The organism is Mucilaginibacter sp., assembly GCF_039207105.1.
Lineage (GTDB): Bacteria > Bacteroidota > Bacteroidia > Sphingobacteriales > Sphingobacteriaceae > Mucilaginibacter.
Map to the genome: position 1 here is coordinate 1 of NZ_JBCECK010000105.1, position 18,790 is coordinate 18,790.

At 39.4% G+C, this 18,790-nt stretch carries 21 protein-coding genes and 1 other RNA gene; 5 read left to right on the forward strand and 17 right to left on the reverse strand.

What is annotated here, in order from left to right; genetic code table 11:
• From AAGC65_RS18240 to AAGC65_RS18285, 10 genes are all read right to left on the reverse strand, one after another.
• Window positions 1-787: aminotransferase class III-fold pyridoxal phosphate-dependent enzyme (locus AAGC65_RS18240; protein ID WP_343113897.1), on the reverse strand; the 787-nt coding region annotated here is incomplete at its 3' end.
• A gap of 65 nt (window positions 788-852) precedes the next feature.
• Window positions 853-1,851: an N-acetyl-gamma-glutamyl-phosphate reductase gene (gene argC / locus AAGC65_RS18245; RefSeq protein WP_343113898.1), complete on the reverse strand. Its 999-nt coding sequence runs from the start codon at window positions 1,849-1,851 to the stop codon at window positions 853-855.
• Window positions 1,829-2,182, reverse strand: coding sequence for a cupin domain-containing protein (locus tag AAGC65_RS18250; protein ID WP_343113899.1), 354 nt, complete (start codon window positions 2,180-2,182; stop codon window positions 1,829-1,831). The genes argC and AAGC65_RS18250 overlap by 23 nt, the downstream gene beginning before the upstream one ends.
• Window positions 2,175-3,377 (reverse strand): argininosuccinate synthase, encoded by a 1,203-nt coding sequence (argG, locus tag AAGC65_RS18255; RefSeq protein WP_343113900.1) that lies wholly within the window; start codon window positions 3,375-3,377, stop codon window positions 2,175-2,177. The genes AAGC65_RS18250 and argG overlap by 8 nt, the downstream gene beginning before the upstream one ends.
• 107 nt (window positions 3,378-3,484) lie before the next feature.
• Window positions 3,485-4,129, reverse strand: a complete 645-nt coding sequence (locus tag AAGC65_RS18260; protein WP_343113901.1) for a GNAT family N-acetyltransferase — start codon at window positions 4,127-4,129, stop codon at window positions 3,485-3,487.
• Window positions 4,130-4,545: 416 nt separating this feature from the next.
• Entirely contained in the window at window positions 4,546-4,983 is a 438-nt protein-coding gene (locus tag AAGC65_RS18265) for a hypothetical protein (protein ID WP_343113902.1), read from the reverse strand.
• A 132-nt stretch (window positions 4,984-5,115) separates the two neighbouring features.
• Window positions 5,116-6,072 (reverse strand): YpdA family putative bacillithiol disulfide reductase, encoded by a 957-nt coding sequence (locus tag AAGC65_RS18270; protein WP_343113903.1) that lies wholly within the window; start codon window positions 6,070-6,072, stop codon window positions 5,116-5,118.
• An 86-nt stretch (window positions 6,073-6,158) separates the two neighbouring features.
• An RNA gene (ffs, locus tag AAGC65_RS18275) (signal recognition particle sRNA small type) lies at window positions 6,159-6,257 on the reverse strand.
• A 124-nt stretch (window positions 6,258-6,381) separates the two neighbouring features.
• Window positions 6,382-6,942 (reverse strand): hypothetical protein, encoded by a 561-nt coding sequence (locus AAGC65_RS18280; protein WP_343113904.1) that lies wholly within the window; start codon window positions 6,940-6,942, stop codon window positions 6,382-6,384.
• A gap of 11 nt (window positions 6,943-6,953) precedes the next feature.
• Window positions 6,954-7,571: a 2'-5' RNA ligase family protein gene (locus AAGC65_RS18285; RefSeq protein ID WP_343113905.1), complete on the reverse strand. Its 618-nt coding sequence runs from the start codon at window positions 7,569-7,571 to the stop codon at window positions 6,954-6,956.
• A 71-nt stretch (window positions 7,572-7,642) separates the two neighbouring features.
• Here AAGC65_RS18285 and dinB point away from each other — a divergent pair, with 71 nt between their 5' ends.
• The gene (dinB, locus tag AAGC65_RS18290) at window positions 7,643-8,827 is read left to right on the forward strand and encodes a DNA polymerase IV (protein ID WP_343113906.1); all 1,185 of its coding nucleotides are present in this window, start codon (window positions 7,643-7,645) and stop codon (window positions 8,825-8,827) included.
• A 153-nt stretch (window positions 8,828-8,980) separates the two neighbouring features.
• On the opposite strand, the gene AAGC65_RS18295 is transcribed toward dinB, so the two are convergent.
• The 4 genes from AAGC65_RS18295 to AAGC65_RS18310 are packed head-to-tail and all read right to left on the reverse strand — an operon-like array spanning window position 8,981 to window position 11,173.
• Complete coding sequence (locus tag AAGC65_RS18295; protein ID WP_343113907.1) at window positions 8,981-9,511, reverse strand: GNAT family N-acetyltransferase; 531 nt, start codon at window positions 9,509-9,511, stop codon at window positions 8,981-8,983.
• Between the two features lie 14 nt (window positions 9,512-9,525).
• The gene (locus AAGC65_RS18300; RefSeq protein WP_343113908.1) at window positions 9,526-10,116 is read right to left on the reverse strand and encodes a hypothetical protein; all 591 of its coding nucleotides are present in this window, start codon (window positions 10,114-10,116) and stop codon (window positions 9,526-9,528) included.
• The gene (locus AAGC65_RS18305) at window positions 10,103-10,600 is read right to left on the reverse strand and encodes an RNA polymerase sigma factor (protein ID WP_343113909.1); all 498 of its coding nucleotides are present in this window, start codon (window positions 10,598-10,600) and stop codon (window positions 10,103-10,105) included. The genes AAGC65_RS18300 and AAGC65_RS18305 overlap by 14 nt, the downstream gene beginning before the upstream one ends.
• A gap of 45 nt (window positions 10,601-10,645) precedes the next feature.
• On the reverse strand, window positions 10,646-11,173 hold the full coding sequence (locus AAGC65_RS18310) for a hypothetical protein (RefSeq protein ID WP_343113910.1): 528 nt from the start codon (window positions 11,171-11,173) through the stop codon (window positions 10,646-10,648).
• Between the two features lie 63 nt (window positions 11,174-11,236).
• On the opposite strand from AAGC65_RS18310, the gene AAGC65_RS18315 reads away from it, so the two are divergent.
• From AAGC65_RS18315 to rpmA, 4 genes are all read left to right on the forward strand, one after another.
• Window positions 11,237-12,646 carry a cation:dicarboxylate symporter family transporter gene (locus tag AAGC65_RS18315; protein WP_343113911.1) on the forward strand — a complete coding sequence of 470 codons (1,410 nt, stop codon included), beginning with the start codon at window positions 11,237-11,239 and terminating at the stop codon, window positions 12,644-12,646.
• A gap of 22 nt (window positions 12,647-12,668) precedes the next feature.
• Window positions 12,669-13,175, forward strand: coding sequence for a hypothetical protein (locus AAGC65_RS18320; protein ID WP_343113912.1), 507 nt, complete (start codon window positions 12,669-12,671; stop codon window positions 13,173-13,175).
• A 76-nt stretch (window positions 13,176-13,251) separates the two neighbouring features.
• Entirely contained in the window at window positions 13,252-13,560 is a 309-nt protein-coding gene (gene rplU, locus AAGC65_RS18325; RefSeq protein WP_343113913.1) for a 50S ribosomal protein L21, read from the forward strand.
• Between the two features lie 48 nt (window positions 13,561-13,608).
• A complete protein-coding gene (rpmA, locus tag AAGC65_RS18330) occupies window positions 13,609-14,040 on the forward strand; it encodes a 50S ribosomal protein L27 (protein ID WP_343113914.1) in 432 nt (143 codons plus the stop codon).
• Between the two features lie 87 nt (window positions 14,041-14,127).
• Here the strand turns inward: rpmA and AAGC65_RS18335 are convergent, their stop codons facing one another.
• The 3 genes from AAGC65_RS18335 to AAGC65_RS18345 form a co-directional block, all read right to left on the reverse strand.
• The gene (locus AAGC65_RS18335) at window positions 14,128-15,102 is read right to left on the reverse strand and encodes a polyprenyl synthetase family protein (protein ID WP_343113915.1); all 975 of its coding nucleotides are present in this window, start codon (window positions 15,100-15,102) and stop codon (window positions 14,128-14,130) included.
• Window positions 15,103-15,150: 48 nt separating this feature from the next.
• On the reverse strand, window positions 15,151-17,286 hold the full coding sequence (gene rnr / locus AAGC65_RS18340) for a ribonuclease R (RefSeq protein WP_343113916.1): 2,136 nt from the start codon (window positions 17,284-17,286) through the stop codon (window positions 15,151-15,153).
• A gap of 86 nt (window positions 17,287-17,372) precedes the next feature.
• A partial coding sequence (locus AAGC65_RS18345) for an ABC transporter ATP-binding protein (protein WP_343113917.1) occupies window positions 17,373-18,790 on the reverse strand: 1,418 nt, incomplete at its 5' end.

Consider the following 18,790-nt stretch of genomic DNA (forward strand, 5'->3'; position numbering starts at 1 on the left):
TACCTAACATGCCATAAGCAGGTTGGATTTTAGGCGAAATGATAATGCCTCCAACCGGGAAACCATTACCCATACCTTTGGCCATACTGTAAATGTCGGCATTAATGCCGGCAAAATCCTGTGAAAAAAACTTACCGGTACGGCCGTAACCACACTGTACAGAATCGGCAATGAAAACGGCATTATACTGATCGCAAAGTGAGCGTATTTTTTGCAGGAAGCTTGAAGGAGCAACCTGAATGCCGCCAACGCCCTGTATACCTTCAATAATTACTGATGATACTTCATTGTTGACGAAGGCTTGTTCCAAAGCAGTTTCGTCTGCCCAGGGCAAAAATATTACATTGTCGGTTTCATTAACCGGCGCAATAATTTTAGGGTTATCGGTAACTGCAACCGCTAAAGAAGTACGACCATGAAATGCTTTGGTAAATGCAATTACCTTTTTCTTGCCATTGTAAAATGAGGCCAGCTTTAAAGCGTTCTCGTTAGCTTCGGCACCAGAATTACATAAAAACAACTGGTAGTCCTCTTTTCCTGAAACTTTACCTAATTTTTGAGCTAGCTCTTTTTGAATTGGTATCTCGATAGAGTTAGAATAAAAGCCCAACTGGTGCAACTGATCCTCTAAACGTTTTACATAATAAGGATGAGTGTGACCGATTGATATAACGGCATGACCGCCGTACATATCCAGGTATTCATTATTGTGGTTATCATAAACCAGACTGCCCTGGCCTCTTACTATATTGATGGGGTTAACAGGATATACGTCAAATAAATTCATTCTGTTAGATAAAATCTTAAAAGTTAAACAATGGAATAATTATTCACCGTTCAGGGTGAAGATGCTTAAAATGCGGCTGCCTTTAAACGCAGCCCGGCTCGTTCATCCAGGCCAAATAGCAGGTTCATGTTTTGAACTGCCTGGCCTGATGCACCTTTAAGTAGGTTATCTAATATGCTTATGATCAATAGTTTGCCTTCGTGTTTGCTTACCTGTATAAAGCACTTGTTGGTATTTACAATCTGTTTCAGATCAATATTACGACTGGTTACATGCGTAAACGGATCGTTCTCGTAATAATCATGATAGAGCTTCAATGCAGCTTCAGAAGTTAAATCACTGTCGGTATATATAGAAGCAATGATGCCGCGGGTAAAATCACCACGGTAAGGTATAAAATTGATAGAATGATTAAACCCATTTTGCAACTGGCTTAATGATTGGCCAATTTCATTTAAGTGCTGGTGATTAAACGCCTTATAAACAGATAAGTTATCATTTCTCCAGGTGAAGTGAGAGGTAGGGGCTAAACTTTGACCGGCACCGGTTGATCCTGTAGTAGCCGCTACATGCACATCACTTTTTAACAAACCTTTTGATGCAAGCGGTAGAAGGCCCAATTGTAAACAGGTTGCAAAACATCCAGGATTGGCGATATTTTGAGCTGTTTTAATAGCCGCTCTGTTTAACTCAGGCAAGCCGTAAACAAAGCTTTTATTCTTGATTTTTGAATTTTGGCTTAAACGGAAATCCTGGCTCAAATCAATGATTTTAATACTATCCGGAATTTCATTGGCTTCCAAAAACTTTTTAGCATCGCCATGACCAACACATAAAAACAGTACATCAATAGCAAACGACATTTCGCCCGAAAATCTCAGGTTGGTATCGCCAAACAAATCGGTATGTACCTCATAAACATGGTTGCCTGTATTACTGTTGCTATGTACAAAAACAATGTCAACGTTGGGGTGATTGATCAGAATACGCAGCATTTCGCCGCCGGTATAGCCAGCGCCGCCAATAATACCGGCACGTACCTTATTTGATGTTGATTCTGTCATGGTTTGTTGATGGATATGAATATAAAATAAACTCCAGATCGCTCCGGTCGTTATTACTGATAAAATGTTTTTGGCCAGGCAATATTTCAATGCCTTGTTCTGGTTTCAGTTCGGTAATGTTACCGTCGATAGAGAAAGTTGCCCGTCCTTTTAAAATGAAAAATAGCTGCTTGGCCTTTTCGTGGTAATGTAATTGCTCGGCAGTATCTGGCGGCATTAATTCCTGCTTAACGGATAGTGCTTCGGTATCAATAAAGGTCCAGCCGTGACAATCGTCGCCCCAGTTGTAGTGCTTTATACATTCACCTTTTGAAAAAGCTTTATTAATCATTTTGAGATTGGGCATTAACTTTATGGTAAATCATCACCTGGTTTCCGAATATTTTTGAGAAACCTTTTACATCTTCACCGCTCCATGCATTGTTCATTTCGCCGTAGCTACCAAATTTGTTCGACATCAGATCATGATCAGACTCAATACCAACCACCTGGAAACGGTATGGATGCAATTGAACAAATACCTTGCCGCTAACATATTGCTGGGTATCAGTTAAAAATGCTTCTATGTTACGCATGATTGGATCATGGAACTGTCCTTCATGCAACCAGTTGCCATAAAAAGAAGCTAACTGATCTTTCCATGAAAGCTGCCATTTGGTTAATACATGTTTCTCTAAGGTATGATGAGCTTTGATGATCACCATTGGGGCCGCGGCTTCAAAGCCTACACGGCCTTTAATGCCTATAATGGTATCGCCCACGTGAATATCGCGGCCAATGCCGTAAGGTTGTGCAATAGCTTGCAAAGCCTGTATAGCTTTAGTTGGATGATCGAATCTTTCGGTATCTATACCAACCAGCTCGCCTTTTTCAAAAACAAGCTCCAGGTTTTTTACTTCAGATTCTGTAACCTGGGTAGGCCATGCATCTTCAGGTAAACCTAAGTTAGAGGTAAGGGTTTCTTTACCACCTACAGAAGTGCCCCAGATACCTTTATTGATAGAATACTTTGCTTTTTCAAAGTTCATATCAACGCCGTGTTTTTTAAGATACTCGATCTCTTCTTCGCGGCTCAGTTTCAGATCGCGGATAGGGGTTATGATCTTTACCTGAGGTACCAGGATATTAAAGATCATATCAAAACGCACCTGGTCGTTACCGGCGCCAGTACTGCCATGTGCTACAAATTCGGCACCTATTTCTTTAGCGTAGTTGGCAATAGCGGTAGCTTGACTAACGCGCTCAGCACTTACAGAAAGCGGGTAGGTATTGTTTTTTAAAACGTTACCATAAATTAAAAAGCGAACACAGGTGTTGTAAAAGTTTTTAGTTTCATCAACCACATGGTGCGATGTAACTCCCATTTTGTAGGCACGTTCTTCAACTCCTTTTAATTCTTCGTCACTAAAACCGCCAGTGTTTACAATAACAGAGTGAACTTCGTAACCAAGATCCTGCGTTAAATAAATACAGCAAAATGAGGTATCTAAACCCCCGCTATAAGCTAATACAACTTTTTTCTTCATCTTTTTTTAGAGGTTAAAGCTCAAAGCGGAAGGCTTAAAGCTTTGTCTTTCAATTTATGTGTACTTGTTTCTTTTAAAATGTCCTGTTCAGGCTTTTCCGCTTTAACTTAATGATCCTGGCCTATGCGCTTCTTAATGGCATTTTCAATACGCTCAAGCAAGGTAGCTTTATGCGTAATGCGCTTCATTTTTTCGGCATCCTGTTTTGCTTTTTCTTCGGGGTCAAACAGCATGGCTGTGCACATGCAGTTTTTACGTTCTTTACTGGTTAATATATCATAGTTCACACAGCTTTTGCAGCCGGCCCAAAAGTTCTCGTCCTGGGTAAGTTCAGAATAAGTAACAGGTTCGTATCCAAGTTCAGAATTGATCTTCATTACTGCCAAACCTGTAGTTAGACCAAAAATTTTAGCGTTAGGATATTTCGTTCTGGAAAGTTCAAATATTCTGTGCTTTATTGCCTTAGCCAAGCCTGCTTTACGAAACTGCGGATTAACTATTAAACCCGAATTGGCCACAAAGTCGCCATGACTCCATGTTTCTATATAGCAAAAGCCAGCCCAGGTGCCGTCTTTATGCAGCGCAATTACGGCTTTGCCTTCTAACATCTTATTAGCTACGTATTCTGGCGAACGCTGGGCAATACCGGTACCACGAGCTTTGGCCGATTCGGCCATTTCAACACATATCTGGGTGGCATAATCTACATGCTGGGCTGTAGCAACCTTAATATCAAAATCTTGTATGGTCATTAAAATAGATATTACCGTTAAATTAATTGGCTTAACAGCCTTAATAATTAGATGGTTTTTTTTAAAAGAAGTTTAAAAACTTTCTTTTAGGGAATTTAATTGGGGAATTTGATTCAAACCCTTGGCATATAGGGCCTTCGTCGGGAAGGGCAACTTAAAAAAACAGTTGAAACCAAAGCAGCGGCAGCCGGAGCAAACGTTGCTCTTATTGCGGGCTTATTTAAGCTTTGTATGTTCATTTTATTGGGATATTACTGTGTTTTTTAATTTTTTGCAAAGTATCGCATTAATTTTTGTTTATGCAAGAAAAAAATGATTTAATGATGTTCAGTTTATATTAAGTAAAAACACAAGCATAGTGATCTGTACTTTGTTGTAAGTCACCATGCTTGTGTCAGGATTGATTTTGTTTTTGGCTATTTCTTTTCTTCAAATTTATCCAATGGTAATCTTAGCTTTCTATCTGGCATTTGTAAGCTTTCCGCGGTTAGTGTAAGTTTTCCGTCTTTACCTTCGATAGTTACTGTATAATCCTTTGTACCATCTCCGTTTTCATCGCTGATTGTGGTGTTGATAACTGTTTTTCCTTCTTTAAACGGAGTTTGCCAATTACATGTGTTTGATTTTATTACTCCGGTTAATGTTTGCTTTCCATTTTCGCCTTCAATCACTACAAAAATATTCGATTTGCTTATGTCGATAAGCGTTTGTTCATCAGCAGTACTCTCCAGATTATTGCCAGAGTCAAGATGTTCTGTTTTTGATGAGGATAAATGTAAGTTTTTGTCGCACTGGGCGAAGCATACCACGCTGCTGGCTACTAGCAGCAACAAGGTGAAAAGGGTTGATTTCATGGTCTTTAACTTAATTGATTTAAAATTTAAATAAAGATACATGTTTTATATAGTATTATGTATTGCATAGTTCTATAAAAATAAAAAAACATCAATAACATTATTGATGTTTTAAATGCTATTAGTATTTGATCATCGTTTAGCTATAATGTCAGCGATGATCATATCAGCATGGATACGGGAATTTTCAATAAACCATAAGTGTGTATCCAAGCCTCCGCATACCACTCCGGCAAGATATAAGCCTGGAAGGTTAGTTTCCATAGTTTCATGATTGTACTGAGGGACGAATTTATCATCAGACAAAATGATGCCCAATTTTTTCAGGAAATTAAAGTTGGGTTTATAACCTGTCATAGCCATAACAAAATCATTGGGTATGGTAATGAGCCCATCCGGTGTTTGAATATCCACTTCGTGCTCACGGATGGTTTGCAGGTTAGAGTTAAAATATGCTTTGATACTGCCTTCCTTGATGCGGTTAATAATATCTGGCCTTACCCAATATTTTACCCGTTGACTGATCTCACTGTCGCGCACTACCAGGGTAACCTCAGCTCCTTTGCGGTAGGTTTCCAGGGCCACATCAATGGCCGAATTGCTTGAACCGACTACAACCACTTTTTGTAAAGTGTAATAGTGAGGGTCCTGGTAGTAGTGTTTTACTTTAGGCAGCTCTTCGCCTGGGATATCCAGGTTAACAGCTATATCATAAAAGCCGGTCGATAATATCACCTTTCTGGCTTGGTAAGTTGCTTTGCTGGTGGTAATCGTATAGCTTTCGTTTTCATTTGTTACGTTTGTAACTTCCTCAAACAAATTAATGGGTAAGTGATTGGATAACGCAACACGGCGATAATATTCCAACGCATCGGCACGGGTAGGTTTATTATGTACAGTTACGAAGGGTACACCACCAATTTCCAATTTCTCGGAGGTAGAGAAAAATGTCATGGTTGATGGATAATTATACAATGAGTTAACCAGGCAGCCTTTTTCAATAATTACAAAACTTAAACCTGCTTTTTGAGCAGCCAATCCGCAAGCTAAACCTATTGGGCCGCCGCCTATAATGAGTATATCGAGCATTTAATTAAAATTATGACTTTGAGAACTAATAAACCTGCAGATGGGTTTAAGCCCGTTTGCCGTGCGGCAAAAATAAAGAAAATAAAAAAGGGTAAGCTACTTTTATCGCGCCGCTCAACTCTCTACCCTTGCTGTGTTCCCACCCTGGGGGAGTTCAAGAGGAGCTGGCCGTAAAAGACTTACCCCGGCGCAAATATAGAAAAAGGTTTGTTTATGGTTAATAAATTGTTAAAAAAGTTAAATAATTGTGCATTAGGTTGTTAAGGGTATTTTGGCTTCAGTGTAGCAAAATAAGAACTAAAATCCACATCATTTTTTAGCGAAGGGCAGCTTTTTATACTCCTTATAATGGTTAAAAGGATTACCGCTTTCTTTTTCCAATATGAGTAAAGATTCAGCCTCAAATGAATCCTGATACTCGGTATTTTGAAAATAAGGCCACAAAACATTGAAAAACTCAGTCGAAATCTTTCTGGTTATGGTAATATGAGGTTTCAATTTTCTATTTATCCTCAAAGCTTGTTTAACAGTGCGGAACCAGTTCTCTGTATCTTCGTTCATTTCTAAAGCCGCATAAATGGTTCTGAAATTTGGCCCGTGGCAAAAAAAATCAAAGCCGTTTATTTTGAGTTCATGTGCTGGTATGGTTCTGATCTTGAAATCAACCAGTTCATAAAATGGCTTAAGTGTCAACGGTGTTTTACTGTGTTTGTCAATGCTATCCCTGATAATATCAAAAGATATATGCGCTTTAGCATACATGCCCGGGAATTTACCAATACTGTTACCACAGGCACGTTTGAATAACCTGATCTTATCATTTACTCGTTCTGGAGGTGATATAATGGTCAAATAATCTTTGTAATCCATAATGTCTGATTTTAAAATAAGTTTATCTGATTTTCTGCAGCAGTTTGGCGATCAATGATGCTTTCGGCGTTGTTGACTACATTTTTTAAATTTTTAAACTCAAAAATTTTATAGGGTATCCATTGCGGTGATGAGGCAAATGATTCGCGTTTTAACATTCTTAGCTCGTTTACCCAAAATGGCTCTACCAGCTTTTTATGCCTGAAATGCGGCCATAACAGGTTAAAATCTTTCTCCTGAATATCCCGGGTAACAGTTATATGCGGGACTATGGTTTTTTTGATATATAGTTTTTTCTTTAACAAGCTAAACCACTCATCTACTGCAGGAGTGATCCTGATATGGGCATAAATGGTCATTTTGCTATGCAAATGACTAAAGTATTTGAAGCCATCAATATGTAACAAAATAGGTGGTAGCTCATTTAGGCTGTTTTCCAACTTAGCTACATTGGTTTCAGCCATAAATGGTTTTTGCCGGTCCAGGTGTTGAATCGAAATATGCGCCGGAGAATCCATGCTTTTGTAATTGCCAATTAATTTAGCCGATGCTTTTTTATAGCGTGCAATCTCGTGCTTTACAGCTTCAGGGGGCGAAAGCAGCATTAAATAATCTTCATACATGTACATGGCAATGGTTTTAGAGAAACAAAAATGCTAATATTTTTAGTAAAATACTGAATTTATTTTCATATTTGTACATGGATGTTAAGCGACATATTGTACATATAGACCTTGACTCGTTTTTTGTATCGGTTGAACGCAAATTTAATCCCGAGCTGATAGGTAAGGCGGTTATCATTGGCGGTTCGGTAGAAAGAGGAGTGGTGTCTTCATGTAGTTATGAAGCGCGTAAATATGGCGTACATTCAGCCATGCCTACCAGGCAGGCCGTAAAGCTTTGTCCGCATGCTATTGTGATACATGGTACTCATGGCCGTTATTCGGAAGCTTCGCGTGAGGTTACCAAGATCATTCATGATTCGGTGCCGCTATATCAGAAAACCTCCGTTGATGAGTTTTATATTGACCTAACCGGAATGGATCGTTATTACAATTGCTACCAGATAGCTTCAGATCTGCGGCAAAAAGTTATCCGGGAAACGGGGCTGCCTATTTCTTTTGGTATGGCATCTGGCAAAACCGTAGCCAAAATGGCTACTAACCAGGCAAAGCCTAATGGAGAACTATTTATTAAGCATGGCGAAGAACTGCAATTTTTGGCCCCCCTGAATATTGGCAAAATACCGGGCCTGGGCGAAAGTACCTGCCAAAAACTGTATCAGTATGGTATTGAAAAAATTGGCGATCTTCAAAAAACTAATATCCGTTTCCTGGAGGCTGTTTTTGGTAAGGCAGGTAAATATTTGTGGGAAAAAGCCCACGGTATTGATCATAGTGAGATCATACCTTACTCTGACAGAAAATCCATTTCAACCGAGCATACTTTTATGAATAACGTGAACGACAAGCGTACGCTTGAAACAGTTCTGGTTTCAATGACAGAAGAACTATCCGGTAAGTTGCGCCGGGAAAATAAACTGTCGTCATGTATGGCCATTAAAATACGTTATGCCAATTTTGAAACGCATACCCAGCAGCAAAAAATACCACTTACCGCGGCCGAACATATATTGATTCCCGGAATAAAGAACCTACTTAAAAAGGCCTGGAACCAGCACCGGCCCATCCGGCTTATTGGAGTACGATTAAGTGATCTTTGCAGCGGCAGTTACCAGATTAATTTATTTGAAGACAATGAGGAGCGAATCCGACTTTATCAGGCAATGGATACTATCAACTTTAAATTTGGTGATAAAACCGTATGCCGTGCCGCAGGAATGGAAATAGGTACGCGTAACTTTAATCCTTTTTTAAAGGATTGATTTTGTATTTTGTCTGAACCGGGATTCTTAAGATTAACGGATGACAGGATTTTTTACACAGAGATAATTATTGCCTCCACTATGTTTTGAAGGATTGCCGGATTATATCATTTTTTAAATACGGGTAATCCAATTCATCATGAAAATCCTGGATCAGACAACTAACTCTTTTTTCATGAGCAGATCAATTTGCTTATCTTCACCCAGCATAAACGGATGACTACCAAATAATTGAAACCCGTGTTTTTCATAAAAGCTAATAGCCTTATGATTATGCTCCCAGACACCCAGCCAAATGTAATTAAACCCTTTATCAACCGCGGTTTGTATGGCGAAGTTGAGTAACTGATGACCAATCTTTTTACTATGGTGTTCTGCTAATACATAAATGCGTTCCACCTCAAGCGAATGATCATCTTGAAATTCGGTTTGAGCTGGTCCGAAATTTAGTTTGATGTAGCCGGTAAGCTGTCCATCAAGAATGGCGAAATAGAAATGAGAATTTTGGTCATTAAGTTCGGCTTCAATTTTTGCAGAAGTAAAGGCCGAGGATGCATAGTTATCCATGTTTTCCTTATCATTTAGTGGCCCAAAAAAGTAATAAAAAGTTTCCTGACTCAGTAGGCGCAAAGTTTCAGCGTCGGCAATTGTAGCTTGCTTTATGGTGATGTTATATTCAAACATAGAACAATAATAGCTTAATCAAATTGCTCCTGTAAACGAACCAACCGGTCAATCATCAGGTTGAGTTTTTCCTCTTCGTTTTTAAACATCCGGGGTTTTAAATAAAATGTGGTGAACAAAAACCAGATGATGGTTGATCCGTAGGTGATGAGTTTGAATGGGAGGGAAGCCGTTTCCAGCAATTCTATCAGATACATAGCAAGGCCGGCGCTGATGAGCAGCGTGTATATGTAATAGAACCATCCGATAACTTTGGTTCTGTTTTTTTGATATGCTTTCAGGCTGTCAAGATATTCGGAGGGGTTAAGGGTTGCATCGCGCTTGCTTAATATGTGATAGTGCCTCACAATGAGTGATAGGTACATGAGCATGGTGACCAATACAATTAAAATACCTACTGTGGTAACCCACGATTTAAAGGCCAGAAAAAATGTGATAATAAAAGCAAATACCGTTATCACCACCATAGCCACTATACTCCAGTACAACTTTGTAGTTATGCTGCGAATCCCCTTCTTTACCTGCTTCAGCACCTCATCCACTGAAAGCTGATCTGGCTTTGGCTGTCCCTGCCAAACCGACATCAAATGATCAAAGTCTTTCATACTGGTTATATAATTCAGTTAATTTTTGTTTTATACGATAAATCTTCACCCTCAGGTTTCCTTCCGATATGCCCGAAATATCTGCTATTTCGGGGTACGGTACTTCATCAAGCACCATAGTTATTATAATCCTTTCTGACTCTTCCAGCTTTGAAATACATTTGTACAGCAAAGCCACCTTCTCGTTTTTATCCGATAGTTCTTCCCTTTTAGTTTCGGCTATTTGCGGGGTAAGTTCATCTTTAGCCTGTCGTTTTTCTGATCGTAGATAGGTTAAGCAAGTGTTAACGGCAATGCGGTAAATCCAGGTTGATATCATGGCCTGGTTTCGGAATTTTTCTAAATTTTGCCAAACTTTTAAAAAGGTTTCCTGTAAAAGGTCATTAGCGGCATCATCATCGCCGGTATAACCATAGCACAAGTGGAATATCTTTTTAGAATTAGCTTCATATATTTGCTTGAATGCTGCTTCTTTGTTGGCCACAGTATTAATAGTTTTTTCTGTTTAGATGCTTAATTATGCTGTATGTTACAACAGGTAATCATTCTTTTTAAACCAACCCAGTTTTTTCTCTGCATTGGCAAGTAAGGTATTGTAATCTTCCACGTAATCAAACTGAAGGTCTTCATGCAGTTTGCCAATTAAATTCTTAACCTTTTCTACTTGCCTGGTTAATATTAACCTAATGGGTTTATAGTTTGTACGCCTGTCGGCATATTCCAAATAGTTCACGCAAAAATTTATCAGCAATTCAATTTCTGCTTCCTTGGTACCTATAAATTTAATGTATTTACTCAATAATCTTAAAATTTTCCGCATGCTTTTAGCCGCGTTATAACTCAAGGCAGGCAGCTGACTGAACATAAAACCAGCCTCGGCTTTTACTTTTTCAATAAAGGCAACCTCATCATGAGCCTCGAACAATAGGTATGCTAATAATTCTTTATTTTCTTTTTTATAGCGTGCCAAACGGAGCAGCAATTCGCTCAATTGCTCATGGGGCAAGTGCTGAATTTCTTTTTTTATATGCTGTAATCCGTAGGTAGTGGTGCTCATGTGTATTTTAAAATTTTAGCAAAATATTAATTAGTTGTAGTTTAGCGCCCTGCAATCAGCTATATGCAAAAAAAAAGCAACCTGACACTCTATATATTTATTGCGCTAATATTAGGCGTTGTAACCGGATACATTTATAATGTTAGCGTAATTAATGCCATCAATGTAAATATTAGCACCGCTGATGCTCATATAAAAGATATAAATACCCAATTGGTTTTATCGCACGATACTACAACTGCACAATATATTGCCTTAAAAGCCGAAAAAATACAGCAATTAAAGATCAGTAAAGATAACAATTCTATCCGCGAGGATAAACTGGAGGTATTTACCATTTTAAGCGACATATTTTTAAGGCTGATAAAAATGATCGTGGCCCCGCTTGTCTTTACAACGTTGGTAGTAGGCGTGGCTAAAGTGGGAGATATTAAGGCGGTTGGTCGTATAGGTGGTAAAACCATGCTTTGGTTTTTGAGCGCCACCCTGGTATCATTATTATTAGGTATGTTGTTTGTGAACCTTTTCGAGCCCGGAAAGGTGATGCACCTGCCCTTGCCAAACAGTTATTTAAGTACAGGCATTAAAAAATCGGCACTATCATTAACTGATTTTATTGGCCACGTTTTTCCGAAGAGCTTTATTGAGGCTATGGCCAATAATGAGATACTGCAGATCGTTGTATTCTCCTTGTTTTTTGGCGTAGCTACAGCGGCCATAGGCGAGCAAGGTAAAATTGTGATCAAAGCTATGGACGCCATAGCTCATGTGATATTAAAAATAACCGGTTATGTAATGAAAGTGGCACCATTAGCGGTTTTTGGCGCTATTACGGCTGTTATTGCCAAACAAGGGCTTGGGGTATTATCTACATATGGTATCTTTATCAGTGAGTTTTACTTCGCGCTCATCATGCTTTGGCTGGTCATTATCTTGGCGGGGTTTGTGGTTTTACGTAAATCGGTATTCAGGCTGGTAAGCAATATAAAAGATGCCATGCTCATTGCCTTTAGTACCTCAACAAGTGAAGCCGCCTATCCGCGCGTGCTTATTGAATTGGAGCGCTTTGGATGCAGCAATAAAATTGTGAGCTTTGTATTGCCTTTGGGTTATTCTTTTAACCTGGATGGTTCCATGATGTATATGACCTTTGCCTCGTTGTTTTTGGCACAGTCATATGATATTCATTTGTCATTTGGACATCAACTATCCATGCTGTTGGTATTAATGCTAACCAGTAAAGGTGTGGCAGGAGTGCCGCGGGCGTCGCTGGTGGTAATAGCGGCTACTTTATCTATGTTTAATATACCGGAAGCGGGTTTGTTTTTGCTGATCGGGATTGACCCGCTGTTGGATATGGGACGGTCGGCCACCAATGTTTTAGGCAATGCGATGGCTACGGCTGTAGTAAGTAAATGGGAAGGAGAACTTGATAAAAATACTTCCACAGAAATTGATTCAATAATTCAATAACTCTATAATTCAATAATTAAAAATGTCTGATCGTACTAAAAAAATATTTTTTGCACTTACTATTATAGTGCCTTTTTTACTTTACTGCTTTTATTATTATGGTATGATGATCAAAAATGCTCCATACAGGTATTCTGATTTTCAGTCCATGTCTTTGGAGTACGGTCCGGTTGATAGTTTGGTAAATAAATATAATTCCAAGACCGGCGATTACCAATATGTAGATAGGAGAGACTCATTAGTAAAAATGCACCTGCGCCTTACCAGTGATGATTTGCTTTATTTGCACCGTAAAGCTGCCGACCTGGGTTTCTGGGATTTTCCGACCAAAGAGCTGGCTGATACCAGTAAGGGAGGCAAAAATAAATCTATACGTTATATCATTGAGTTTAAATACAAGCAAAAAAGTAAAAGGGTTGTGTTTGACAGTGAGTATGTAGGCGATATTAGACTAATAGATGCCAATAAAACCCTGATCAAAGAAATTAAGCAAAGTTTACTCACTGCCGAAGAAAGATTGAAAAAATAAAAACATATAGGGATTGTTTATTAAATAATCAATCCCTATATTTGCACCTCGAATTTTAAAACAATAATTAACAAACATGTACGCAATAGTAAGTATAGCAGGACAGCAATTCAAAGTTGCAAAAGACCAGCAGATCTTTGTACACAGATTACAAGGCGATGAAGGCGCTAGTATTGAATTTGACAATGTATTGTTAGCAGAAAACGAAGGTAAATTCAAATTAGGTACTGATTTGAAAGGCGCTAAAGTATCAGCTAAGATCGTGTCTCATTTAAAAGGTGATAAAGTGATCATCTTCAAAAAGAAAAGAAGAAAAGGTTACAAAAAGAAAAACGGTCACCGTCAGCAATTTACCAAGATCGAGATCACCGGTATTACATTATAATTAAAGTTTAAACCGAGCTGATTGATCGGCTCATAAAAATATTAAGAAATGGCACACAAAAAAGGGGCCGGTAGTTCCAGAAACGGCCGTGAGTCGCATAGCAAACGTTTAGGTATCAAAATTTTCGGTGGTCAACCAGCAATTGCAGGTAACATCATCGTTCGTCAGCGTGGTACCCAACACAATCCTGGTGTTAACGTAGGTATTGGTAAAGATCATACTTTATTCGCGTTAGTTGACGGTCATGTAGTTTTCAGAAAGAAAGCTGATAACCGTTCATACGTTTCAGTTCTTCCTGTTGAAGCAGCACCAGTTGCTGAGGTTGCAGCACCTGCACCTAAAGTAAAAGCAGAAAAGAAAGCAGTTGAAGCACCAGTTGCTGAAGTTGCAGCAGAAGAAGCTCCAAAAGCAAAAAAGGCAGCAGCTCCAAAAGCAAAAAAAGCTGATACAGAAGCTACAGAAGAAGCAGCAGCTGAGTAATTAGCTAAGTTTCATAGATATAAAAAAAGCTTCGTTCAATTTGAACGGAGCTTTTTTTGTTGGTGTGGGTATCGATTGATATGAAAATCAATATTCCCTAACCAGTAAACTATCGGCAAAAAGCCTTAAATAATGGATGCGGTCATCAGGCAGGTTTACACGGTCAAGAGCATCAAATGCTTTATCTGAATAGATTTGCATGGCTTCTTCTGAATGGTTTCTGATCTGTAGTTGATTATACAAACCTGTTACAGCACTTACCTTTTCCTGATTATCAAACTCCTGTGAAGTTATCCAGTTATTCAGTTCAGTTAACTGGGTATCTTTGGCCAGTTCAAGTGCTTTAATCAGCAGGTATGTTTTTTTGTTGGATATAATATCGCCACCTACCTGTTTACCAAATTTATCAGGATCGCCGTATACATCCAATATATCATCCTGTAGCTGGAAAGCTATACCCAGGTTAACACCAAAATCATAAAGCAGCTGTGCATCGGCCGGGGTTGCACCGCCAATAATAGCGCCTATTTTTAACGTACCGCCTAATAATACGGCTGTTTTAAGGCGTATCATGTTCAGGTATTCGTCAATGCTTACATCGGCACGTTGTTCAAAACTCATATCAATTTGCTGGCCTTCGCAAACTCCAGTAGCAGTTTCGTTAAAAACATCCATCACTTTACGCAGAATTGTATCCGGCACTTTCATCATCAACTTATTTGACTCTACCATCATAGCATCGCCAGAGAGGATAGCCACGTTGGCGTTCCATTTTTGATGTACGGTAGCTTGTCCGCGGCGTAAAGGGGCATTATCCATGATGTCATCATGCATCAGGGTAAAGTTGTGAAATACCTCTATGGCCAGTGCAGGCTCAACAGCGCTTTCTACATCACCACCGAAAAGATCGCAGGCCATTAGTAGCAGGGCAGGACGCAGGCGTTTACCACCCAAGGCTAATATGTAACTTATAGGTTCATATAATTCGGCAGGGTGCTTCGGGAAATTTAATTTATCAACGGCATTATTTATCAGCGCCTGCAGGTCTGTAAGTTGTTTCATATTTTATGTTCAGTAGTTGATTTAGTCCAGTTTAATCAACTCATATATTTACTCTTGTATTAGCGAAAAATCGATTTGTTTTTTGGTAAGGTCAACGTTTTTTACTTTGATCCTGACCTCATCACCCAGTTGGTATATTTTCTTTTTACGTTGACCAATGATAGCGTAGTTCTTTTCATCCAGTGTATAAAAATCATCGGTTATATCACGCAGGCGTATCATACCTTCGCATTTATTTTCTATAATTTCTACATACATACCCCATTCGGTAACACCCGAAATGATACCGGTGAATATATTGCCAACCTGATCTTTCAGATATTCGGCTTGTTTATATTTTATAGATGCACGTTCGGCATCAGCAGCTTTTTTTTCCATTTGCGAGCTGTGCGAACATAGTTTCTCATAATATTCCGCATTGGCAGATTGCCCACCGTTTAAATAATGGAATAAAAGCCTGTGCACCATTACATCAGGATAGCGGCGTATGGGTGAAGTAAAGTGTGTATAGTGGTCAAAGGCCAAACCATAGTGGCTGGTAGTTTTGGTAGTGTAAATAGCTTTGGCCATTGAGCGTATAGCTAATTGCGTAAGTACATTCTGTTCTTTTTTACCCTCTACATCTTCCATCAAAAAGTTAAGCGATCTGGCCGTTTCCTTATCTGATTTAGTGTTGATCTTATAACCAAAGCGGGCTGCAAACTGGGCAAAGTTGGTCAAAGCATCCGGCTTCGGCGAATCATGCGTACGGTATACAAAAGTGTATTTATGCTTTCCCTTACCCATTTTGCTTACATGTTCAGCAACCTTACGGTTAGCTAAAAGCATAAAATCTTCAATAAGTTTGTGGGCATCTTTACGCTCTTTTACATAAACACCGGTGGGTTTGCCATGCTCATCAAGCTTGAATTTAATTTCGGTAGCCTCAAAGCTAATGGCTCCGTTTTTAAATTTACGTTCGCGCAGTTTATAAGCCAGTTCGTTTAGTTTTAGTATCTCAGTTACAAATTCGCCTGCCTTGTTTTCAATTACTTCCTGTACCTCTTCATAAGTAAAGCGCCTGTCTGAGTAAATAATGGTTTTACCATACCATTCATTAATGATATAAGCGTTTTCGTCCAGTTCAAATACCGCCGAAAAACAAAGCTTTTCCTCTTTAGGCCGCAATGAACATAGTCCGTTTGAAAGGCGTTCGGGGAGCATAGGTATCACCCTGTCAACCAGGTAAACGGATGTGGCACGGTCAAGTGCTTCCTTATCCAGGGCAGAATCGGGCTCAATATAGTGCGATACATCCGCTATGTGAATGCCGACTTCGTAATTTCCGTTGTCTAATAACTTAAAGGAAAGGGCATCATCAAAATCCTTTGCATCAAAAGGGTCAATGGTGAATGTGGTAACATTCCGGAAATCACGCCTTCTGGCTATTTCTTCCGAAGTTATCACATCTGAAATAGCTTCAGATTCATGCTCAACCTCAGCCGGGAATGATAGTGGGAAACCATACTCGGCAAGAATGGCATTCATTTCGGTATCATTCTCACCCTGGGCACCTAAAACATGTTTAATGCGGCCAATTGGGTTTTTGGCTTCTGTAGGCCAGTCGGTAATTTCGGCAACTGCTTTTATCCCGTTTTTAGCGCCGTTTAATTCGCTTATGGGGATAAAAATATCGTGCATCATTTTACGGTCGTCCGGAATAAAAAAGGCAAAGCGTTCTGATAGTTTAACCACACCAGTAAACTCCATTTTGGCACGCTGAATAATTTCAATGATCTCGCCTTCTTTGCGTTTGCCTTTGCTTTTGGCATATACGTATACTTTAACTCTATCGCCGTTAAGTGCATTGCGTAATTTACGGGGAGCAATAAAAATATCGCTCTCAAACTCATCATCGGTTACAATAAATGCCGAGCCATCGTTGGTAAGATCAACCTTGCCCTCAACAAATGTTTTTAATTCCAGCAACTGAAATTTTCCGGGTGAAAGCTCTTTAAGTACCGATTTTTTTGCCTCGTCTTTTAAAATATCAAATATGATCTCGCGCGATTCAGGGTCGCGAACGTTCAATTTTGCAGAAACCTGTTTATAGTTGAGTGGTGTATTACCGTTTTGTTCAAATATGTCAAGCACCATTTGGGTGAGTACCTGTACTATGGATGAATTGTTTTTCTTTTTAGACATAGAAAAATGTTTGTTCAAAGATACAGAATTTGAACATTAGCAAATCAGCAGAAAAACGTAAGCTACGGTTGAAAGATAACTGTTAATTATGCCCCTGGTATTGAAGCTATTAATCTTTTAGTGTATTCTTCTTTCGGGCGATAATAAATATCAGCAGGGTAACCGGTTTCTACAATTTCGCCTTTATTCATAACCATCATCCGGTCTGATATATGTTTGATAACTGCCAGGTCATGGGATATAAAAATGTACGTCAGTTTAAATTCTTCCTGCAATTCGCGGATCAGGTTCAGTACCTGTGCCTGTACCGATACGTCAAGCGCCGATACTGATTCATCGCAAATAATGAATTTAGGCTGCAATGCCAATGCCCGGGCTATAACGATACGCTGCCTTTGCCCGCCCGAAAACTCATGCGGATAACGGTTAAAATGTTCAGGCAGCAGGTTTACTTTTTGCAATAGCTCTAAAACCTTTTGCTTGCGTTGGGTATCGTTACTGTAAAACTGGTGCACCTGCAGGGGCTCCATGATTGACTGGCCAACGGTTAAGCGTGGGTTTAAGGAGGAATATGGATCCTGGAAAATGATCTGTATATCGCGCCTGATATTCCGAAGGTCGTTTTTTTTGAGCTTGCTTAAATCTGTACCTTGAAAACTAACTTCACCCGATGTGGGCTCAATCAGGCGTAGAATGGTACGGCCCAAAGTGGTTTTACCGCAGCCCGATTCACCGACCAGGCCCAGTGTTTCACCGGGATAAACCTCGAAACTTACATTGTTTACTGCTTTCACCACTTTACCTGATGAACCGAATAAACCGGTATGCACCGGAAACCAGGTTGAAAGTTTATTGATCTTTAAAAGAGGTTGTTGCTGATAAAGTTCCTTTTTTCTTTGGGCTATTTCTGCTGTAGAATAATTATATAAAGTGCGAATACTGTCAATGGTTGCCGATTGTTTATCGGCCATGTTATTTACATCAAAAAAATCGGCAATAACCGGGAGTTTTTTCAATTGCTGATTGGGCGACGGTCTGCAAGCTAATAAACCCTTGGTGTACGGATGTTTTGGATTGTTGAAAAGCTCGGTCACTGTGGCTTCCTCCACAATATCGCCTTTGTACATCACCAAAACCCTGTCGGCTATTTCCCTGATCACACCGAGATCATGTGATATGAATATCAGGCTTCTGCAACTGGTAGTTTTTAGTTTTATTAAAAGATCAATGATGGCCTTTTGTACTGTAACATCTAAAGCTGTGGTAGGTTCATCGGCTATTAAAATTTCCGGGTTACAGGATAGGGCCATCGCTATCATTACCCGCTGCTTTTGTCCACCCGATATCTGGTGTGGATAGCTGTTAAATATAGCTTCAGGACGAGGGAGTTGAACCTCGTTGAAAAGTTCAATTGCCTTGTTTTTTGCTTCGGTCTTGCTTAAACCTAAATGTAGCTGAATAGCCTCGGTAAGCTGAAAACCGCAGGTAAGTACAGGGTTAAGTG

Bases quoted from the DNA above. Each gene is read 5' to 3' on its own strand.
- AAGC65_RS18270 (WP_343113903.1), bottom strand. From the start codon at position 6,072: ATGCTCGATATACTCATTATAGGCGGCGGCCCAATAGGTTTAGCTTGC.
- argG (WP_343113900.1), bottom strand. From the start codon at position 3,377: ATGAAGAAAAAAGTTGTATTAGCTTATAGCGGGGGTTTAGATACCTCA.
- AAGC65_RS18250 (WP_343113899.1), bottom strand. From the start codon at position 2,182: ATGATTAATAAAGCTTTTTCAAAAGGTGAATGTATAAAGCACTACAAC.
- AAGC65_RS18295 (WP_343113907.1), bottom strand. From the start codon at position 9,511: ATGTTTGAATATAACATCACCATAAAGCAAGCTACAATTGCCGACGCT.
- rnr (WP_343113916.1), bottom strand. From the start codon at position 17,286: ATGTCTAAAAAGAAAAACAATTCATCCATAGTACAGGTACTCACCCAA.
- AAGC65_RS18310 (WP_343113910.1), bottom strand. From the start codon at position 11,173: ATGAGCACCACTACCTACGGATTACAGCATATAAAAAAAGAAATTCAG.
- AAGC65_RS18300 (WP_343113908.1), bottom strand. From the start codon at position 10,116: ATGAAAGACTTTGATCATTTGATGTCGGTTTGGCAGGGACAGCCAAAG.
- AAGC65_RS18280 (WP_343113904.1), bottom strand. From the start codon at position 6,942: ATGGATTACAAAGATTATTTGACCATTATATCACCTCCAGAACGAGTA.
- AAGC65_RS18315 (WP_343113911.1), top strand. From the start codon at position 11,237: ATGCAAAAAAAAAGCAACCTGACACTCTATATATTTATTGCGCTAATA.
- AAGC65_RS18335 (WP_343113915.1), bottom strand. From the start codon at position 15,102: ATGAAACAACTTACAGACCTGCAGGCGCTGATAAATAATGCCGTTGAT.
- AAGC65_RS18260 (WP_343113901.1), bottom strand. From the start codon at position 4,129: ATGACCATACAAGATTTTGATATTAAGGTTGCTACAGCCCAGCATGTA.
- rplU (WP_343113913.1), top strand. From the start codon at position 13,252: ATGTACGCAATAGTAAGTATAGCAGGACAGCAATTCAAAGTTGCAAAA.
- AAGC65_RS18320 (WP_343113912.1), top strand. From the start codon at position 12,669: ATGTCTGATCGTACTAAAAAAATATTTTTTGCACTTACTATTATAGTG.
- rpmA (WP_343113914.1), top strand. From the start codon at position 13,609: ATGGCACACAAAAAAGGGGCCGGTAGTTCCAGAAACGGCCGTGAGTCG.
- AAGC65_RS18285 (WP_343113905.1), bottom strand. From the start codon at position 7,571: ATGTACATGTATGAAGATTATTTAATGCTGCTTTCGCCCCCTGAAGCT.
- AAGC65_RS18265 (WP_343113902.1), bottom strand. From the start codon at position 4,983: ATGAAATCAACCCTTTTCACCTTGTTGCTGCTAGTAGCCAGCAGCGTG.
- dinB (WP_343113906.1), top strand. From the start codon at position 7,643: ATGGATGTTAAGCGACATATTGTACATATAGACCTTGACTCGTTTTTT.
- argC (WP_343113898.1), bottom strand. From the start codon at position 1,851: ATGACAGAATCAACATCAAATAAGGTACGTGCCGGTATTATTGGCGGC.